This is a genomic window from Alcaligenes sp. LTN-3, from assembly GCF_059735605.1.
Genome location: NZ_JCAPDN010000004.1, coordinates 83,819 through 101,664, shown reverse-complemented (window position 1 = coordinate 101,664; position 17,846 = coordinate 83,819). Strand labels below are relative to the sequence as shown.

The window sequence follows — 17,846 nt, the reverse complement described above, 5'->3', positions numbered from 1 at the left end:
TCTGACGAATACTTTTACCTACGTCGACACTTTCAAGCAGGCCCCCATAGCCATTCCCTAGGGGCTTTTCAAGCAGACTCCTCTTTAATTGTGCGTCGCGATGATCGAGTTCCAACACGTTTTTAAATCGTATGGCCGCAGTAAAAATATTCTAGCCGACATTAATTTTCGCATTGATGACGGCGAATTCATTTTTGTGTCCGGCCCATCGGGAGCAGGTAAATCCACTTTATTGCGTCTGATCGGGGGGCTGGAGCTGCCTAGCCGTGGCTCGGTCCAGGTCAACGGACACAGGCTGGACAAGCTGCCCGCCCGCGCACGCCCCTATCTGCGACGCGCTGTGGGCGTGGTTTTACAAGATACACACTTGCTGCAAGACCGCAGCGCCCTGGCCAATGTGCTCCTGCCTCTGGCAGTCGTAGGCCTGGAGCCCGGCACAGCCCAGGCACGTGCCCGCGCCGCCATGGAAAAAGTGGGGCTACGCGGCAAAGAAGATTTAAAGCCGGTGGAAATGTCCGGTGGTGAGCAGCAACGGCTGGCCATTGCCCGTGCAATTGTCAATCGTCCGGCTATTTTGATTGCGGACGAGCCTACCGCCAATCTGGACGCCGATAACGCCAAGCGCATCATGGATGTTTTGATGGACTTTAACCGGGTGGGTGTCACCACCCTGATTGCCTCGCACGATCTGAATTTGATGGCACGCTATGCGCGTCGCACCCTGCTGATTCAGGACGGCCGCTTTTCCGATCATCCAGGAGTGCTGGCATGAGAACCTGGCTGCGTCATCACCAATATGCTTTCCTGGTGGCTTTGCGCCGTCTGAAAGTGCAACCCTTCTCCTCCCTGTCCAATCTGCTGGTCATTGCCCTGACTCTGGCAGTACCTGTGCTGGGAGCCAGTATCTTGCTGGCCGCCCAGCCTGTCGTGCGCGAAATCCCTACCTCGCCCGAAATGACCGTGTTCATGAAACAGAACAGCACGCTGGAGCAAGCCCAGGCCTTCAGCCAGGCCGTGGGCAAAGAGTTTCAAACTGAACTGGCCAATATCAGGCTGGTCAGCAAGGAGCAGGCGCTCAAGCAATTGCAGAGCAACCCCAGTTGGACAGAGGCTTTGGGCGCCTTGCCCAGCAACCCCTTGCCCCACGCCATTGTGCTGACCCTGCATGAAACACCAGATCTGGTCACGCGGGCCGATACCTTAGCCAAAACCCTGCAAGGTCGCCAAGACGTGGATAGCGTGCTGCTCGATAGCGAATGGGTGCAGCGTCTGGCCGCGATCCTGAGTTTTATCCGCATTGGCTTATGGATATTGATGGCAGGTGTGGGCGTGGTGGTGATTGCCACCGTGTTCAATACCGTGCGCCTGCAAGCCCTGAACCAGCGTGAAGAAATTGCCGTGGCCCGTTTGGTCGGCGCGACCGAAGCCTTTGTACGCCGCCCTTTTCTGTACATGGGTGCGCTAACCGGCCTGCTTGCCAGCGCACTGGCATGTGGCCTGGCTCTCTTGGCCCTGACTCCGCTGAACAAGGCCCTATCCAGTCTGGCCCAAAGCTATGGCGTCCAGCTAGCGCTCAAGCTGCCGGAATTTTCTCTTTTGCTGACAGCTGCTATATTGGTCGCCATTTTGGGCGCACTGGCGGCTCGCTGGTCTGTTACCCGTAGTACCCAATATTGATGTCGCTTCCTGAACCCTGTCCCCAAAATCTGGCCGAAAAAGTGGTGGCCTGGCAAAGAACCTCCGGCCGCCACCACCTCCCCTGGCAGAACACGCAAGACCCTTACCGCGTCTGGCTTTCCGAAATCATGTTGCAGCAAACCCAGGTCGCCACTGTCCTGGGTTATTACGAGCGCTTTCTGGAACGCTTTCCTACCGTCAAGGATCTGGCCGCTGCCGAGCAAGACGAGGTCATGCCCTACTGGGCCGGTTTGGGCTATTACGCTCGCGCCCGTAACCTGCATCGCTGTGCCCAAGAGGTCATGGAAAAATGGGGCGGCCGTTTCCCGGGCAATGCCACGGATCTGGCGACCTTGCCCGGCATAGGTCGCTCCACCGCCTGTGCCATCGCCGCCTTCTGTTTTGGCGAACGCAGCCCCATCATGGACGGCAACGTAAAACGTGTGTTTACGCGCTATTTCGGAATTTATGGGCCCACGCAGAAAAAGGCCGTGGAAAACACCTTGTGGGCCAAGGCGGATGAAGTCGTCGAGCTTGCTCCGGCAAGCCTGGATATGGCGGCCTACACCCAAGGGCTAATGGACCTGGGCTCGCAATGCTGTACGCGCAGCAAGCCCACCTGTAGCCTATGCCCGCTGCAAAGCAACTGCTATGCCCATACCCATCAGGCCCAGTCCGAACTACCCAGCCCCAAAGAGCGTATCCGCCAGGATGAGCGCTATGCGCATGTGCTGATTCTGGAGCTGAACGGTCAGGTCTTGCTGGAGCAACGGCCTGACAAAGGTATTTGGGGTGGCCTGCTCACTCTGCCCCAGTTTGACGATGCCGTCAGCCTGCAAACGGCGGCACTGCACTGGTCTCATGAAGAAGCGATTGCGCTGGCCTCTTTCCAGCACGTGTTCTCACACTTCAAGCTACACATCACACCGTGGCTGCTGCAAGTGGACGAATCTACCCTGGCCGAGCCAATGGCAGGCCAGCAATGGCAGGATCATGAAGCTCTGGAGCAAACCGCTTTACCTGCACCTATACGCAAGCTACTGCTGGGTTTGTATCAAAACCAAGATAGTGAACAACTGCTTCTACCTTGATGCCAAGACCCCCGGTATCATCCGGGGTAAGCGAGACAGCCCCTGGCTACGCGCAGCACCAAGCCAGGAGCACCCAAGGTCAAGCACTATGAAGGTCGCGCGGGCTTATCGTTGCTGATGCTCATCAGCATTCCGCAGGCCACACCCAGCGTCATCAAGGCCGTGCCGCCGTAGCTTAGAAATGGCAAAGGCACGCCTACCACGGGCAAAATCCCCGTTACCATGCCTATGTTCACGAACACATAGACAAACAGCATCATGGACATGGAACCGGCCAGCAGACGGCTGAACTGGGTATGAGCCACAGCGGCAATCGACAAGCCGCGCAGAATCAGCAAGGCATACAGCACCAGCAGCATGATGCCGCCATACAAACCGAATTCCTCGGCAAACACCGCAAAAATAAAGTCGGTGGTACGTTCGGGAACAAAGTCCAGATGAGACTGGGTACCCATCATATAGCCTTTGCCGTAAACCCCGCCCGAGCCAATCGCAATCATGGACTGAATGGTGTGAAAGCCCCTGCCCAGACGGTCGCTACCCGGATTCAGCAGCGTGCAGACCCGGTGTTTCTGATAATCGTGCAGCACCACCCAATCCAGGTCAGGCACGCAGATATAGTCTTCGTAGTAAAGCAAAGCACTGATGCCCAGCACCAGCACGACCACAATCGGCACAATCAGCTTGAAGGACAGGCCTGCAAAATAAATAACGCAAAAGCCAGCAGCAAACACCAGCAAGGCGGTACCCAAATCCGGCTGACGCACAATCAGCAGGAACGGAATCATCAGCAAAATACCCGCCACCACAAAATCCAGCAGGCTCATCTTGGGCCGCTGATAGCGGTGAAAATACCAGGCCAGCATCAAGGGCACAGAAATCTTAAGCATTTCCGAGGGCTGAATACGCGCCACCCCCAGATCCAGCCAACGCGTCGCGCCTTTGCTGGTCTCGCCAAAGAACTCCACCCCCAAAAGCAGTACCACCCCAACCGAATAAACGACTGGGGCCAACTTCATCCACATCGCCGGTGGAATCAAGGCCGCAACCCACATCACACCAAAGGCCAGCAGGAAATTGCGAACCTGGTCAGCAAAGCGCCAGTCCGTCCCCCCGACGGCTGAATGCATGATCGTCATGCCCAGCGCAGCCATCAGCACCAGCAACAGCAGCAAGGGCCAGTCAAAGGCAGTGACAGCTTTCAGGCCCAGTTGCAAAAGTCGCTTCATTGCATCTGCCCTCGCTCTACCAACCAGTAATCAAAGACCTTGCGCACAATCGGTGCTGCAACCGAACCACCCCATCCTGCGTTTTCCACAATCAGGGCAACTGCAATTTTAGGGTTTTCTGCCGGGGCGTAAGACATGAACAAGGCGTGATCACGCAACCGTTCGTCAATGGCGTTCGCATTGTACTTGGCACCGCGCAGGCTAAAGACCTGTGCGGTCCCTGTCTTGCCAGCAGCCTGATAGGCTGCTCCCGCAAAAGCGCGCCGTGCCGTGCCTTGGCGCACCACATCAACCAAAGCCTGTTTGACCACATCCACATTAGCCTGCTTCAAGGGGATCAGCTTGGCATCAATACGCACGGGCTGCTCAATTTCCGGGTCGTGGGGACTTAGCGTCTGGGTGACCAGGTGCGGAGGCCGCACAATGCCATTGCTCGCCAGCACAGCCGTGGCATGAGCCAGTTGCAACACGGTAAAAGAGTTATAGCCCTGGCCTACCGCCACGGAGATACTCTCCCCGGCATACCAGCGCTGTTGCGCCGGTTTGCGATAAGCCTTACGTTTCCACTCGGTAGAAGGCAAAATGCCTTGGCGTTCACCATCCAGGTCAATGCCAGTATGCTGGCCAAAGCCAAACTGCTTCATGAAGTCGTGCAGATTATCGACGCCGATTTCCGGGCCTAAGGAATAGAAGTACGTATCCGAGGACACCACCAAGGCACGGTGCATATCGGTAGACCCGTAAACCGCCCCACCCGCGTTACGGAAACGCTGACCACCAAACTCAAAATAGCCAGGATCGGAAATACGATCGGTCGCCTTGCGCTTGCCGGTCTCCAAAGCCGCCAACGCCACGAAGGGCTTGTAGGTCGAACCAATCGGATATGTACCGTACAGGGGACGATTAATCAGCGGATGATCGGGCGAGTCATTTAACTTGCGCCAGTTCTCTACGTCGATACCGTCGATAAACAAGTTCGGGTCAAAGGACGGTGCGGACACAAACGCCAGCACTTCCCCCGTGCTGGGTTCAATCGCCACCAACGCACCACGTCTCCCGGCAAACAAACCTTCGGCCATCTTTTGCAGGCCAATATCCAGCGACAGGCGCAGGCTGGCACCCGGTACAGGGTCCACGCGACTCAAGGTACGCACAGGACGACCTGAAGCGGCCACTTCCACCTCTTCAATACCCGTGCGTCCGTGCAGGGTCTTTTCCCAGGTTTTCTCAATCCCTTTTTTGCCAATCACCTGCGTGCCTCGGTAGTTACCGGTTTGCCCGGTTTCTTCCAGACGCTGCTGGTCGCCTTCGGAAATACGGCCTACATACCCCAGCACGTGCGCCGCTGACTCGCCGTGCGGGTACTCGCGCACCCAGCGGGCCTGTAAGGTCACTCCGGGGAATTTGAAAGCATGGGCAGCAAACCAGGCCGCTTCATCATCACTTAGGTTATTGCGCAGTAAAATCTCGGAATATCGGCTGTTTTGGGCGGCGTTCTGCTTGAATCGGCGACGATCGCGTGGACTTAGCTCCACCAATTCACCCACGCGATCCAGCATATCGTCTACGGGCTCGCCCAGACTGGCGGGCACCACCGACAGCGTGTAGTCCCGATAATTACGAGCTAAAACCTCGCCATTGCGGTCCAGAATCTCGCCTCGTCGGGGAGTAATCGGGATGACAGCAATACGGTTTTGATCAGCTCGAGCGGCAAAGCCTTCGTAGCGCACCACTTGCAAGTACCACAAGCGCACGCCCAAAATTCCTAGCAGCACGCAGGCCAGAACGGCGGCCACCAGAACACGAAAAAAAATGCGTTGGCGCAACTGGTGTGAGGTTTTTTTGAATTCAAACATGGCCGCCCTACCAATCAGGACGAACCGGAGTCGGATTCGTCCAGACGTCGCTGCGGCAAGAACAGCACACTATCGGCCAGCGGCCACAAAGCGGCTGTCAGCAAGGTGCCAGCCGCCCACTCCCAGCCAGACCACTCCCCCACCAGCCAGGCGTGCAACACCTGCACGATCAACTGTGCCAGCAACATGACGACTGCCATGTGTAGAAAGTGAATCCACATACCGAAGTTCAAGATGCGCTTGCGCAAAAGCAAGGCACCATACACGACCAGCACGTAGGCCAGGGCATGCTCGCCCAGGAGACTGCCATCATGCACATCCACCAAAATACCCAGCACGAAAGCCAGGGACATGGGAACACGGCGTGGCTCATGCACGGCCCAAAAGCCCAGTACCAGCATCAACAGGTCCGGCGCAAAGGGCAGCAGGCGCCAGGGCAACATGGACCCCAGCCACATCAAAAGAACTGAGCCCCACACCAGCCACGGGCTGGAAGCACGCGAAAACGGGCTGCTATCAATAGGCTGCAAACTGCCCAGAGATGAAGACCGGACTTTGCGGCTAGGGGTGTCCGAGGACTCAGCGTGTCGCGTCATCAGCATCGTCCTGTTCAAGAGAGCGTTCGCTCTCGGGCACCAGCAAAATGAGAAAATGACGGTAACGCTCGGGGTGCGATAAGGGCGTCACCAAAGCCAGCGCAAAACCGGAGGCATCATCGCGTTCGATACTGCTGACCGTCCCGACCGGCAAACCAGCGGGGAACAAGCCGCCGATACCACTCGTGATCAAGGTATCGTCTGGCTCCAGATCCACGTCACTGGTCAGAAAACGCACCTCTACCTTGCCACCGGGGTTGCCACCAAAGGCAATCAAACGCAGGCCATTACGCAGCACCTGTACCGGCACCGAGACTTTGTCGTCAGTAATAAGCGCGGCCTCCGAGGTAAAACGCGTGACACGCACCACCTGCCCCACAACCCCGCCTTCGTCAATAACGGGCATACCGGGACGAATGCCACTTGCCGAGCCCTTGTTGAAAATCAGGTGACGCGCATACCCATTGGGCGGTTCGTACAGAACTTCAACCGCTACAGAGGGCTGGGTGACGGTATCGGCCACTTGCAACAAACGACGCAATTGTTCGTTTTCAGCAGAAAGCTGAGCGGCATGGGTAGAGAGCTGAGCCAGCTCGATGCGCTGGCGTTGCAAGGCCTCTTTTTCAGAACGGGCGGTCGAGGCCGCATCCGTCCAGCTACTGAAGTACGTAACCAGATCACGCGGCGCGAGCATGACGCGCTGAAAGGGGTAGAGCACAGTGGCAATCGCCTGACGTACAGGCTCAAGCACAGAGTAACGAGCATCAGTGATCAACAGGCCCACTGTCAGCACCAAAAGAGCGGCCAAACGCAGCTCAGCAGATGAGCCACGCCTAAATAGCCGGATGGAGCCTTGTTCTCGCATTACTCAAACACTCGATCACTTGTCCCAACGAACAGGCATTGCCGTAGGGGCCAAGCAAGGATCAATCGTAAATGAATACGGACTCCAGACGCTCCAAATGCTCCAGAGCCTCGCCGCAACCCCGTACCACGCACGTCAGAGGATCTTCGGCCACCACAACGGGCAAACCGGTCTCTTCTTGCAATAGACGGTCCAGATCATGAACCAGCGCACCACCCCCGGTCAGGACAATGCCCTTGTCGGTGATATCCGCACCCAGTTCAGGAGGAGTTTGTTCCAAAGCGGTTTTAACCGCAGAGACGATCTGATTCAAGGGATCGGTCAGCGATTCCAGGATCTCGTTGGACGAAACCGTGAAACTACGTGGCACCCCTTCGGACAAATTGCGACCCTTGACTTCAATTTCACGAATTTCAGTGCCAGGAAATGCGGAGCCAATCTCTTTTTTGATCAATTCAGCGGTGGGCTCACCGATCAGCATGCCGTAATTGCGACGGATGTAATTAATAATGGCTTCGTCGAACTTGTCGCCACCAACGCGCACCGATCCTTTATAGACCATGCCGCCTAAAGAGATCACAGCCACCTCGGTAGTACCACCACCAATATCCACCACCATGGAACCACTGGCATCGGACACGGCCAGACCGGCACCGATTGCTGCCGCCATGGGCTCTTCAATCAGGTAGACCTTGCTGGCGCCCGCGCCTAATGCAGATTCTTTGATGGCGCGGCGTTCTACCTGGGTAGAGCCACAAGGCACACACACGATAATACGTGGGCTGGGGGCAAACATGCTGCGGGGGTGAACCATGCGGATAAACTGCTTGAGCATTTGCTCGGTCACAGTAAAGTCCGCGATCACACCATCCTTCATGGGCCGGATGGCTTCAATATTGCCAGGCACCCGACCCAGCATTTGCTTGGCCTCCTGCCCAACGGCCTGAATGATTTTTTTACCATTAGGTCCACCTTCATGGCGGATGGCTACAACGGACGGTTCATCCAGTACGATACCCTTGCCGCGTACATAAATAAGGGTATTGGCCGTACCGAGGTCGATTGCCATATCGCTGGAAAAGTAACTGCGTAGGAATCCGAACATGGGCGCGCAAAGTGTAAAGTGTTTGGGGGAAAAGACAGGTAAATTCGGCGCGGAACTCAAGCGTAAAACGACAGGCACAAGAACCAGGCAACGAATTCAAAAATACCTGGAAAGAAAACGATCAATGATAACTTATAATTGCACTACATTAGGACTGTTTTAATGGTCAGTTAAGTTCTGTAACCCCCGCATTTGCTGTAAAAGTGCCAAACTGTCCTTAACTGACAGATTTCCGCTTTTTTTTATTACTTATTTTCCAGTACCCACCCACATGTCTATCACTGAACAGGATGTTGCCCGTATAGCGCAACTGGCGCGCCTTGATCTTTCTGCTGAACAAGCCTCCCAGGTCGAGCACGATTTGACGCGCATCCTGGGCCTGATCCAGACCTTGCAAACCGTTGATACTCAAGGCGTTGAGCCGATGGCCCACCCTTTGTCCGCCCGCCAGCAGATCAGTCTGCGTCTGCGCGAGGACAAGGCCCTGCCTTGCGGAACGGTAGAAAGCCGCCAGGCCATGATGCGCAACGCCCCCGCCGAGCAGGATGGCCTGTTTCTGGTGCCCACGGTCATCGAATAAAGCAAAACCATGTCTTTTACCCCTGAATTCGCGACTATTGCAGCGCTGCGACTAGCTCTGCAAAACAAAACCGTCAGTGCCCGCGAGCTGGCCCAGCAAGCCCTGGACAACAGCGCCCGTCAAAAAGAGCTCAATGCCTTTGTTCAGCAAGACGCCGCCCTGACCCTGGCACAGGCCGATGCCGCCGATGCCCTGATTGCCCAAGGCAAGGCCGGTCCACTGACCGGCATCCCGATCGCCCACAAAGATTTGTTTGTCACCAAGGATTGGCAGACCACCGCCTGCAGCAAAATGCTGAAAGGCTATGTCAGCCCCTTTGACGCGACGGTGGTGACCAAGCTGCAGGCAGCCGGTGCTGTCTCGCTGGGCAAACTGAACTGTGACGAGTTCGCCATGGGTTCGCGCAACGAAAGCTCGGTATTCGGTCCCGTACGTAACCCCTGGGATCACACCATGGTGCCCGGTGGTTCGTCAGGTGGTTCCGCCGCTGCGGTGGCCGCTGGTCTGGTAGCTGGTGCAAGCGCAACCGATACCGGCGGCTCGATTCGCCAGCCTGCCGCCCTGTGCGGTGTCAGCGGCATCAAGCCCACCTACGGCACGATTTCCCGCTTTGGCATCATTGCTTACGGCTCCAGCCTGGATCAGGCCGGCCCTATCGCCCGTAATGCCCGCGACTTGCTCGATCTGCTGGAGACCATGTGCGGTTTCGACCCCCAAGATGCTACCAGCCTGGAATTTTGCGACGATCAGCCCAATAACGGCGCGCGGATTCGTCAGCAATTTGAACAGCAACAGTCGCAGCAAGAAGCCCAAGGCAGTCAGCCACTGAAAGGCCTGCGTATTGGTGTGCCCGCCCAGTTCTTTGGCCCCGGCCTGGACCCGGTCGTTGCCGACGCCATCGAAGCCGCCCTGAAAACCTACGAAAGCCTGGGTGCAGAACGTGTCACCGTGCAACTGCCCCTGACCGAGCTGTCTGTCCCTACGTATTACGTCATCAGCCCCGCTGAGGCCTCAACCAACCTGTCACGCTTTGACGGTGTACGCTTTGGCCACCGCGCCAGCCAGTACACCGACCTGAACAGCATGATCTCGCGTTCGCGCTCGGAAGGTTTTGGCCCTGAGGTGGTGCGCCGCATTCTGGTTGGCACTTACGTGCTCTCGCACGGCTACTACGACGCCTACTATCTGCAAGCCCAACGCGTACGCCGCATGATTGTGGACGACTTCCAAAAAGCCTTTGAACAGTGCGACCTGATCCTTGGCCCCGTCACACCGGCCCTGGGCCGCAAGCTGGGTGCCACCATCGAGGACCCCACTACCGACTGGCTGGGCGATGTCTACACGCTGGGCGTCAGTCTGGCTGGCCTGCCCGCCATGTCCATTCCTTGCGGCTTCAGTAACGATGAGCGCCCCTTGCCCATCGGCCTGCAAATCATTGGCAACTACTTCCGTGAAGGCCAATTGCTGGCCTTTGCCGACCGCTTCCAGCAAGTCACCGACTGGCATCAACGTCAACCAGGACAACAATAATGGAATGGGAAATTGTGATCGGGCTGGAAACCCATACCCAGCTCTCGACCGAATCCAAAATCTTCTCCAGCAGCAGCACCCGCTTTGGAGCCTTGCCCAACACGCAAGCCAACGAAGTCGATATGGCCCTGCCTGGCGCGCTGCCCGTCTTTAACCGTGGTGCTGCCGAACGGGCGATCCGTCTGGGTCTGGCCGTTGGTGGCCACATTGCGCCACGTTCCGTGTTCGAGCGCAAAAACTACTTCTACCCTGATCTACCCAAGAACTACCAGATCAGCCAGATGGAAATCCCCGTCGTCAGCGGCGGCACAGTCAGCTTCATGCTGGATGGCGAAGAAAAAACCATCAATCTGACACGCGCCCACCTGGAAGAAGATGCCGGTAAATCCCTGCATGAAAACTTCCGTGGTCCTTACGGCGAGTCCAGCACCGGGATCGACTTGAACCGAGCAGGCACTCCGCTGCTGGAGATCGTGTCCGAACCTGAAATGCGCTCGGCTGCTGAAGCCGTGGGTTATGCCCGCGCCTTGCACAGCCTGGTAGTCTGGCTGGGTATTTGCGACGGCAATATGCAGGAAGGCTCGTTCCGCGTCGATGCCAACGTATCGGTGCGCCCCAAAGGCCAGAAAGAATTTGGCACCCGTTGCGAACTGAAAAACATCAACTCCTTCCGCTTCCTGGAACGTGCCATTCAATACGAAGCACGTCGCCAGATCGAACTGATCGAAGATGGTGGCAAGGTCATTCAGGAAACCCGCCTGTACGACTCGGATCGCGATGAGACCCGCAGCATGCGCAGCAAGGAAGATGCACACGATTACCGCTACTTCCCCGACCCTGACCTGCCACCTCTGTTTATCAGTGAAGAATGGATCGAGCAGGTTCGTCAGAACATGCCTGAACTGCCCGCCCAGAAACAGGCCCGCTTCGAGCAAGAGTTTGAACTGAGCCGTTACGACGCCTCGCAACTGACGGTAGACCGCGCCACTTCCGACTTCTTTGAAGCCATCTTGCAAGCAGGTTCCAGCGCCAATGCCAAACTGGCTGCCAACTGGGTGCTGGGCGAGCTGTCGGCTGCCTTGAACCGTGAAGAAATCAGCATCGAACAGTCCAAAGTCAGCCCGGCACAATTGGCTCAGCTGATTGCCCGTATTGCTGACGGCACCATCTCCAACAAGATTGCCCGCGATGTCTTTGCGGCGCAGTGGGATGGCGAGCTCAATGGCGATGTAGATGCCATTATCGACGCCCGTGGCTTGAAGCAGATCAACGATGTGGGTGCCATTGAGGCCATGGTGGACGAAGTACTGGCCGCCAACCCCAGCATCGTCGAACAACACCGTGCCGGTAAACCCAAGGCCTTCAACGCTTTGGTCGGTCAGGTGATGAAGGTTGCCAAGGGCAAGGCCAATCCGCAGCAAATCAATGAAATGCTCAAGCAAAAGCTGGACGCTTAAGTCCGGACTCTGCGCTTAGCGGATACAAAAACACCAGGCCTTGGCCTGGTGTTTTTTTTACTACTGAATCCTGCTTAACAAACGCGGGAGATCAGACGCCGTAGCGATCACGGTAGGCTTTCACCTGGGGAGCATGAGCGGCCAAGGTCGTATCGTCTGCCAATACCGCCATGATGTCAGCCAGCGAGGCAATGCTGATCACGGGAATACCGTAAGTCTGTTCCACTTCCTGCACAGCAGAATGCGCGGACAGTTCCTGGTCATTACCAGCGCGTTCCATGCGATCCAGAGCAATCAGCACCGCTGCAGGTTCTGCACCCGCCGCCTTGATGATCTGCATGGATTCACGCACGGACGTACCCGCTGTGATCACATCATCAATAATCACGACCTTGCCTTGCAAGGGTGCTCCCACCAGGGTACCGCCTTCGCCGTGGTCTTTGGCTTCTTTGCGGTTGAAGGCAAAGGGCACGTCACGATCACCAATTTGAGGATGCTCAGCCAGGGCAATCGAGGTCGCGGCAGCCAAAGGAATCCCTTTGTAGGCAGGCCCGAACAGCATGTCAAACGACACGCCCGAATCCAGTAAAGCCTGGGCATAGAAACGGGCCAGTTGACCCACACTACGTCCCGTATTGAACAGGCCGGCATTGAAGAAGTAAGGACTCAAACGGCCAGACTTGACCTTGAATTCCCCAAAGCGCAGCACTCCCTGTTCCAGGGAAAAGCGCACAAAATTGCGACGATTATCGTTAGTAGCCGACATGACAGAGTATGAAAAAGATAGAGACGAACAGCATTTTAGCGTGTTGTGCGCCATCACTTGGCAGGTTCGGCCAGTTCTTCTAACAAGAAGTCGATAAAACTGCGCACTTTAGGTGTCAAATAGCGACGACTGGCATAGACAGCGTGCAGTTGTTGCCGCTCTTCGGTGTAATCAGGTAGCAAGCGAACCAAACGACCACTGTTCAGATCATCCATGACCAGCCACTGGGGCAAATAGGCCAACCCTGCTCCGCCCAAGGCGCTGTAATAGGTCAGGTTCGTGTTGTCCGAGCGCATAAAAGGATTCAGGCGCAAGGACTCCGGCCCGTCCGGCCCTAACAGCTCGAAGCTGGGCTGCTGCAAATAACTGGGACTGATAGCAGGCAAACGCATCACCTCAGCACAGTTGCGCGGCATGCCGTGCTGGGCCACAAACGCCGGGCTGGCCACCAGATGAAAAGGCATGGGGCAAATAAGACGCGCAATCTGATGCGGGGCAGGCTCACGCATCACCCGCAGAGCCAGATCAAAACCTTCCGCCACCAAATCCACTTTGTGATTGCTCAGGCTCATGTCCAGAGTCACTTCCGGAAAGCGTGTTTGGTAATCGTGCAACAACTGCGCCACTTTGCGATTTGCAAACCACACCGGAGCCGTCACCCGCAAGGCCCCTTGCGGCTGATGCCCTGAACCCGACAAAGCCTGCTGCCCGCGTTCCAGGGTATCGAGCGCCTGCAGGCAATAGTCAAAGTAAGTCTGCCCCAATTCTGTCAGACTCAAACGACGGCTGCTGCGATGGAGCAAGCGGGTGCCTAGCTGTTTTTCCAGATTGGCCAGGTGTTTGCTGACCATAGGCGCTGACATGTCCAGACGTTGCGCCGCCGCGGCAAAACTGCCCGCCACCACGATCTCTCTGAACACCCGCAAACTCTGAATCGTATCCATGCTTTCCTAATAAGAAAGTAACTAATGAAAATAGGCCTGTTTATTTCCTGATAGTAATTGATTAATCTAAAAAAAGTGCCAACCCGATGCCTGTCTGGACCTTGAACGGGCGGGACCAGCTCCAGGCTGACATCGAAACGATGTCACTTCCCCGGGTCAGGTGCTGTTTTACCGATACTGTCAACTTTCCAAAGGAAAACACATGAGCGCCCTTACTTCCAGCTGGACTCCTCGCATCCTTAGCCTGCTGCGCTTTGTCACAGGCTATTTACTGCTGACACACGGTACTGCCAAGATCCTCGGTTTCCCCAAAGTAGACATGTTTGCCAACCTGCAGATCACCTCTCTGTATGGGGTTGCAGGCATCCTGGAACTCGTTCTGGGCGGCTTGCTGGTGCTTGGGCTGTTTTCTCGCTTTGCAGCCTTTGTTGCATCGGGCCTGTGCGCGTTTGCTTATTTTATTGGTCACGCCACCTCCAGTACCTTTGCCACTCCAATTCTCAACGGCGGCGAAGCGGCGGTTCTGTTCTGCTTTGTGTTCCTCTATCTGGCTTTTGCTGGCCCGGGCCCCTGGAGCATTGACGCAGGTCGCAGCAAAGACTGATTGCCCCACTCAACCCCTTAACCCCTGCCTCTATCTGGCGGGGGGCAGGAGATCATCATGACAATGCCCACCTATTTCATTTCGCACGGTGGCGGACCCTGGCCCTGGATCTCCGAGGCACAAACCATGTACGCCCCGCTGCGTACTGCCTTGCAGGACATTCCACGCCAACTGGGCCGCACGCCCAAAGCAATCGTGATGGTCTCCGCCCACTGGGAAGCCCAACAGGCACATTTGCTGGTCGCAGCCGCAGCACAACCGAGCATGGTGTACGACTACTATGGCTTTCCACCCCATACCTACGAGATCCATTACCCTGCACCGGGCGATCCTGCATTGGCCCAGCAGGTCTGTAACCTGCTGGAAGGCGCTGGCCTGCCCACTCATCTGGATATGCAACGCGGCTTTGACCACGGCGCCTTCGTACCGGCTTATGTCATCTACCCGCAGGCCAAAGTGCCCATGGTTCAGTTGTCCATTCACGCCAACTATGACCCGGCCCTGCACTACGCCATGGGTCAAGCCCTGGCCCCCTTGCGGGACGAGGATGTGCTGATTATTGGCAGCGGCCTGAGCTACCACAACCTGCGCAATATGGGACCCGGTGGTGTGGAGCCCTCGGCCCAGTTTGATGCCTGGCTACACCAGAGCCTAAGCCTGGAGGATCCCACTGTTCGCCGTCAGGCCTTGATGGATTGGGAACAAGCTCCGGCGGCACGTATTGCCCATCCGCGCGAGGATCACCTGGTCCCCGTCATGGTGGCTGCCGGGGCCGCACGTGGCGATACCGCGCATCGCTTTCACCATGAAACACACGCCTTTGGTGGCTTGACCGTGTCCAGCTACCGCTTTGGCTCGGCCACGTAACAAGCTCTGACGGCCACTGACATACAGGCAGGTTACGGGTTACAGTGCTGACGCTATAAGGAGAATTGCCACGTGTTACGCGTCACCTCGTTAAACGTCAACGGTATTCGGGCTGCTTTTCGTAAAGGCCTGCCCGCCTGGCTGGAAGCCCAGAAACCTCATATTGTCTGCATGCAGGAAATCAAGATCAGCGAGCCTGATCTGACCCCCGATCTGACCCACCCCGGTCAGTATCACGGGCATTTCCACCACGCGCAGAAAAAAGGCTATAGCGGCGTAGGCCTGTATCTGAATCACAAAGCGGAAAATGTGGTCGAAGGGATGGCCTGCGAGGAGTTTGATGCCGAAGGCCGTATCATTCGCGCCGACTGGCATGACCTGAGTGTCATCAGCGCCTACCTACCCTCCGGTTCGTCGGGCGACGAGCGTCAAACGGCCAAGTACCGCTTTCTGGATCATTTTGAGCAGTGGATTAATGGCTTGATGCAGGAGCACCGTGATACTGGCCGCGAATTCATCATTTGTGGTGACTGGAATATTGCACACCACGAAGCCGATCTGAAAAACTGGAAAGGCAATCTGAAAAACAGCGGCTTTCTACCTGAAGAACGTGCCTGGATGACAAAAGTGCTGGACGAGCTGTCCTGGGTAGACGTGTATCGCAGCCTGCATCCCGATACCACCGACGAGTGCTACACCTGGTGGAGCAACCGCGGCCAGGCTTGGGCCAAAAATGTGGGGTGGCGCATTGATTATCAAATTGCCACCCCAGGTATTGCTGCCAAGGCGCGTCATGCCACAGTCTATAAAGAAGAGCGTTTCAGTGACCATGCGCCCTTGACGGTTGATTACGACTGGAGCTTGTAAGCCCAGTCTGAGAAGGTCAGCGCCTTAGCTGCCCTTCTCAATCATGTAGCGCACCACACTACGCAATTGCTCGTCCGTGGCTTTGGGGGCAGCACCACGCGGTGGCATGGCGCCCTTGCCATTGATAACCACTTCCATCAGGGCGTCTTCGCCTTGAGCAATCAAGGGCGCCCAACGAGCCTTATCACCCAGACGGGGCGCATTGGCCATACCGGATGCGTGGCAGACCATACACGACGATTTATATAGTTTGAGGGCTTCGTCGGAATCGGCATGTGCTGCAGGAACAGCGGCCAACAAGAGTAAAGCGGCCATTGCAGATGACATCATGGTGGCGGGGCTATAGATTCTCATGGTTTTACCCTTTAAACAGTCGGCATGAACGCATGCCCGGCTGATACTTCGTTTGCAGAACAAGGGACCTGGTTTTCAAAGTCCATACCCCCTGCTTGTTCTTGGCTTGTTTACGATACTGCCTGCAAGCCCGGACGGAATTGATTCGTACTCCTGTTCCTCAATTCCACGCTCCGGGCACCAACTCCTGCCTTAAGCCTTGATCGGGCCGGGAGGGCTGACTTGTTTCATCAAGTCATCGTTCCAGTCGCCTTCGACCAGGACGTGACCTGCGGCGCCCAGCTCCATGGCTTCGATCAGGTTGTGGTTCACGTAGGCGTACACTCCAGGCTGCTTGAAGGTGTAGAGCGCCACACCGGCCGAACCGCCACGAATGAACCAGGTTTCCAGGTTCTTGGCGGGTGGGTCATCAAATTTACCCAGTTCCCAAACCCAGTCACCGTGCCCCCCGATCAGGTGTGGTCGCGTATCGCGGTTGGCCTGCGAGTGAATGAACAGCACGGTTTCACCCACTTTGGCCTTCATGGCACCGTCACCCATCAAGGCACCGACCTTACCGTTGAACACCACATGGCTGGGGATCAGGCCACGCATGGCTTCCAAGGTATCACCGTAGCTTTCCGCCGATGAACCATACTTTTTAAAGTTACCCTTTTCATCACGAGGGATGTAGAGGTCAAACTCACCAATGCTGTAGACACGGTCGTAATGCAAGGGGTTACCAGCCGAGTCTTTCAGGCCGTCGCGTGGCAGCACCATGACGGTACCGTGCATGCCCTGAACCACGTGCCAGGCAACCGAGCCTTCTGGTGCGCAGTGGTAAATGAAGGTACCGCTGCGGTCGGCCTTGAAACGCAGTGTGGCTTGCTCCCCAGGGTTCACGTTGGTCAGCTTGGCACCGCCCAGCGCACCGGTCGAGGCATGAAAGTCGATATTATGCGGCATGGTGTTGGTGGCCGGGTTCACCAGGGTCAGCTCCAGGTAGTCGCCTTCATGAACCACCATGGTAGGACCGGGCATGGAATCGTCGAACATCATGGCGTGCATGGTGGTGCCGTCACGGTCAACCTCGATTTCGCGCTCGGAGATGGTCATGCGAAATTCCACGACACGCGGCTCGGGACCCACTTTTTGCTCGTGTTTATGGACCATGGGAGGCGCAACCAGATCCACCTTGACCCGTTCCAGCTTGGCGATCTGCTCTTCTGTACGTGCAGCCAGCCAGGGCGCATTCTTTTTGGGGGCGGCTGTTTCGCGGGCTTGTACTTGCGCCGCCAACAAAGTGGTTCCTGCGGCCACACCTAGGCCAGCACTTTTCAAGAAATGACGACGTTCCATACTACCTCCGGTTTGATCCAGGCGTAATGCCTGCTGATTAAATAGTTGATTGCTCTAACAGTTACAGGATGTATTTGAACGCACTTAATCTACGCCATCTTTGTTGCAGCGCAAGCATTG

18 protein-coding genes are annotated in these 17,846 nt (G+C 56.4%); 9 read left to right on the top strand and 9 right to left on the bottom strand.

Annotated features, from left to right (window positions below; genetic code table 11):
- Positions 1 to 100: 100 nt before the first annotated feature.
- The 3 genes from AC6I6N_RS16920 to mutY are packed head-to-tail and all read left to right on the top strand — an operon-like array spanning position 101 to position 2,768.
- Positions 101 to 772 carry a cell division ATP-binding protein FtsE gene (locus tag AC6I6N_RS16920; protein WP_094197767.1) on the top strand — a complete coding sequence of 224 codons (672 nt, stop codon included), beginning with the start codon at positions 101 to 103 and terminating at the stop codon, positions 770 to 772.
- A complete protein-coding gene (locus AC6I6N_RS16915; RefSeq protein WP_108728532.1) occupies positions 769 to 1,677 on the top strand; it encodes a cell division protein FtsX in 909 nt (302 codons plus the stop codon). Before AC6I6N_RS16920 ends, AC6I6N_RS16915 begins: the two co-directional genes overlap by 4 nt.
- Entirely contained in the window at positions 1,677 to 2,768 is a 1,092-nt protein-coding gene (gene mutY, locus AC6I6N_RS16910; RefSeq protein WP_264672058.1) for an A/G-specific adenine glycosylase, read from the top strand. The genes AC6I6N_RS16915 and mutY overlap by 1 nt, the downstream gene beginning before the upstream one ends.
- 86 nt (positions 2,769 to 2,854) lie before the next feature.
- Here mutY and rodA read toward each other — a convergent pair whose 3' ends face one another.
- From rodA to AC6I6N_RS16885, 5 genes are all read right to left on the bottom strand, one after another.
- Entirely contained in the window at positions 2,855 to 3,997 is a 1,143-nt protein-coding gene (gene rodA / locus AC6I6N_RS16905) for a rod shape-determining protein RodA (protein ID WP_094197770.1), read from the bottom strand.
- A complete protein-coding gene (gene mrdA / locus AC6I6N_RS16900) occupies positions 3,994 to 5,853 on the bottom strand; it encodes a penicillin-binding protein 2 (protein WP_094197771.1) in 1,860 nt (619 codons plus the stop codon). Before mrdA ends, rodA begins: the two co-directional genes overlap by 4 nt.
- Positions 5,854 to 5,867: 14 nt before the next feature.
- Positions 5,868 to 6,449 (bottom strand): rod shape-determining protein MreD, encoded by a 582-nt coding sequence (gene mreD, locus AC6I6N_RS16895; RefSeq protein ID WP_264672059.1) that lies wholly within the window; start codon positions 6,447 to 6,449, stop codon positions 5,868 to 5,870.
- Positions 6,433 to 7,314, bottom strand: a complete 882-nt coding sequence (gene mreC / locus AC6I6N_RS16890) for a rod shape-determining protein MreC (protein WP_108728530.1) — start codon at positions 7,312 to 7,314, stop codon at positions 6,433 to 6,435. Before mreC ends, mreD begins: the two co-directional genes overlap by 17 nt.
- 61 nt (positions 7,315 to 7,375) lie before the next feature.
- Positions 7,376 to 8,419: a rod shape-determining protein gene (locus tag AC6I6N_RS16885; protein WP_003801946.1), complete on the bottom strand. Its 1,044-nt coding sequence runs from the start codon at positions 8,417 to 8,419 to the stop codon at positions 7,376 to 7,378.
- Between the two features lie 271 nt (positions 8,420 to 8,690).
- Between AC6I6N_RS16885 and gatC the strand changes: the two genes are divergently transcribed.
- Genes gatC through gatB form a run of 3 tightly spaced genes read left to right on the top strand, consistent with a single transcriptional unit; the run spans position 8,691 to position 11,986 of the window.
- Entirely contained in the window at positions 8,691 to 8,999 is a 309-nt protein-coding gene (gene gatC / locus AC6I6N_RS16880; RefSeq protein WP_108728529.1) for an Asp-tRNA(Asn)/Glu-tRNA(Gln) amidotransferase subunit GatC, read from the top strand.
- 9 nt (positions 9,000 to 9,008) lie between these two features.
- Complete coding sequence (gatA, locus tag AC6I6N_RS16875; RefSeq protein ID WP_108728528.1) at positions 9,009 to 10,529, top strand: Asp-tRNA(Asn)/Glu-tRNA(Gln) amidotransferase subunit GatA; 1,521 nt, start codon at positions 9,009 to 9,011, stop codon at positions 10,527 to 10,529.
- Complete coding sequence (gene gatB / locus AC6I6N_RS16870) at positions 10,529 to 11,986, top strand: Asp-tRNA(Asn)/Glu-tRNA(Gln) amidotransferase subunit GatB (RefSeq protein ID WP_108728527.1); 1,458 nt, start codon at positions 10,529 to 10,531, stop codon at positions 11,984 to 11,986. The genes gatA and gatB overlap by 1 nt, the downstream gene beginning before the upstream one ends.
- A gap of 91 nt (positions 11,987 to 12,077) precedes the next feature.
- Here the strand turns inward: gatB and pyrE are convergent, their stop codons facing one another.
- Together pyrE and AC6I6N_RS16860 are read right to left on the bottom strand one after the other, a co-directional pair.
- On the bottom strand, positions 12,078 to 12,752 hold the full coding sequence (gene pyrE, locus AC6I6N_RS16865; RefSeq protein WP_094197776.1) for an orotate phosphoribosyltransferase: 675 nt from the start codon (positions 12,750 to 12,752) through the stop codon (positions 12,078 to 12,080).
- A 53-nt stretch (positions 12,753 to 12,805) separates the two neighbouring features.
- The gene (locus AC6I6N_RS16860; RefSeq protein ID WP_094197777.1) at positions 12,806 to 13,696 is read right to left on the bottom strand and encodes a LysR family transcriptional regulator; all 891 of its coding nucleotides are present in this window, start codon (positions 13,694 to 13,696) and stop codon (positions 12,806 to 12,808) included.
- 202 nt (positions 13,697 to 13,898) lie between these two features.
- Here AC6I6N_RS16860 and AC6I6N_RS16855 point away from each other — a divergent pair, with 202 nt between their 5' ends.
- The 3 genes from AC6I6N_RS16855 (at position 13,899) to AC6I6N_RS16845 (ending at position 16,034) form a co-directional block, all read left to right on the top strand.
- On the top strand, positions 13,899 to 14,300 hold the full coding sequence (locus AC6I6N_RS16855; protein ID WP_094197778.1) for a DoxX family protein: 402 nt from the start codon (positions 13,899 to 13,901) through the stop codon (positions 14,298 to 14,300).
- 57 nt (positions 14,301 to 14,357) lie between these two features.
- Positions 14,358 to 15,167, top strand: coding sequence for a DODA-type extradiol aromatic ring-opening family dioxygenase (locus tag AC6I6N_RS16850; protein WP_264672060.1), 810 nt, complete (start codon positions 14,358 to 14,360; stop codon positions 15,165 to 15,167).
- A 72-nt stretch (positions 15,168 to 15,239) separates the two neighbouring features.
- A complete protein-coding gene (locus AC6I6N_RS16845; protein WP_094197780.1) occupies positions 15,240 to 16,034 on the top strand; it encodes an exodeoxyribonuclease III in 795 nt (264 codons plus the stop codon).
- 24 nt (positions 16,035 to 16,058) lie between these two features.
- Here the strand turns inward: AC6I6N_RS16845 and AC6I6N_RS16840 are convergent, their stop codons facing one another.
- Positions 16,059 to 16,388 (bottom strand): c-type cytochrome, encoded by a 330-nt coding sequence (locus AC6I6N_RS16840; RefSeq protein ID WP_094197781.1) that lies wholly within the window; start codon positions 16,386 to 16,388, stop codon positions 16,059 to 16,061.
- Positions 16,389 to 16,580: 192 nt separating this feature from the next.
- A complete protein-coding gene (gene nirK, locus AC6I6N_RS16835; protein ID WP_094197782.1) occupies positions 16,581 to 17,726 on the bottom strand; it encodes a copper-containing nitrite reductase in 1,146 nt (381 codons plus the stop codon).
- Positions 17,727 to 17,846: the final 120 nt, after the last annotated feature.

Excerpts from the sequence above, each read along its gene's own strand:
- AC6I6N_RS16920 (WP_094197767.1), top strand. The coding sequence starts at position 101 with ATGATCGAGTTCCAACACGTTTTTAAATCGTATGGCCGCAGTAAAAAT.
- AC6I6N_RS16915 (WP_108728532.1), top strand. The coding sequence starts at position 769 with ATGAGAACCTGGCTGCGTCATCACCAATATGCTTTCCTGGTGGCTTTG.
- mutY (WP_264672058.1), top strand. The coding sequence starts at position 1,677 with ATGTCGCTTCCTGAACCCTGTCCCCAAAATCTGGCCGAAAAAGTGGTG.
- rodA (WP_094197770.1), bottom strand. The coding sequence starts at position 3,997 with ATGAAGCGACTTTTGCAACTGGGCCTGAAAGCTGTCACTGCCTTTGAC.
- mrdA (WP_094197771.1), bottom strand. The coding sequence starts at position 5,853 with ATGTTTGAATTCAAAAAAACCTCACACCAGTTGCGCCAACGCATTTTT.
- mreD (WP_264672059.1), bottom strand. The coding sequence starts at position 6,449 with ATGACGCGACACGCTGAGTCCTCGGACACCCCTAGCCGCAAAGTCCGG.
- mreC (WP_108728530.1), bottom strand. The coding sequence starts at position 7,314 with ATGCGAGAACAAGGCTCCATCCGGCTATTTAGGCGTGGCTCATCTGCT.
- AC6I6N_RS16885 (WP_003801946.1), bottom strand. The coding sequence starts at position 8,419 with ATGTTCGGATTCCTACGCAGTTACTTTTCCAGCGATATGGCAATCGAC.
- gatC (WP_108728529.1), top strand. The coding sequence starts at position 8,691 with ATGTCTATCACTGAACAGGATGTTGCCCGTATAGCGCAACTGGCGCGC.
- gatA (WP_108728528.1), top strand. The coding sequence starts at position 9,009 with ATGTCTTTTACCCCTGAATTCGCGACTATTGCAGCGCTGCGACTAGCT.
- gatB (WP_108728527.1), top strand. The coding sequence starts at position 10,529 with ATGGAATGGGAAATTGTGATCGGGCTGGAAACCCATACCCAGCTCTCG.
- pyrE (WP_094197776.1), bottom strand. The coding sequence starts at position 12,752 with ATGTCGGCTACTAACGATAATCGTCGCAATTTTGTGCGCTTTTCCCTG.
- AC6I6N_RS16860 (WP_094197777.1), bottom strand. The coding sequence starts at position 13,696 with ATGGATACGATTCAGAGTTTGCGGGTGTTCAGAGAGATCGTGGTGGCG.
- AC6I6N_RS16855 (WP_094197778.1), top strand. The coding sequence starts at position 13,899 with ATGAGCGCCCTTACTTCCAGCTGGACTCCTCGCATCCTTAGCCTGCTG.
- AC6I6N_RS16850 (WP_264672060.1), top strand. The coding sequence starts at position 14,358 with ATGACAATGCCCACCTATTTCATTTCGCACGGTGGCGGACCCTGGCCC.
- AC6I6N_RS16840 (WP_094197781.1), bottom strand. The coding sequence starts at position 16,388 with ATGAGAATCTATAGCCCCGCCACCATGATGTCATCTGCAATGGCCGCT.
- nirK (WP_094197782.1), bottom strand. The coding sequence starts at position 17,726 with ATGGAACGTCGTCATTTCTTGAAAAGTGCTGGCCTAGGTGTGGCCGCA.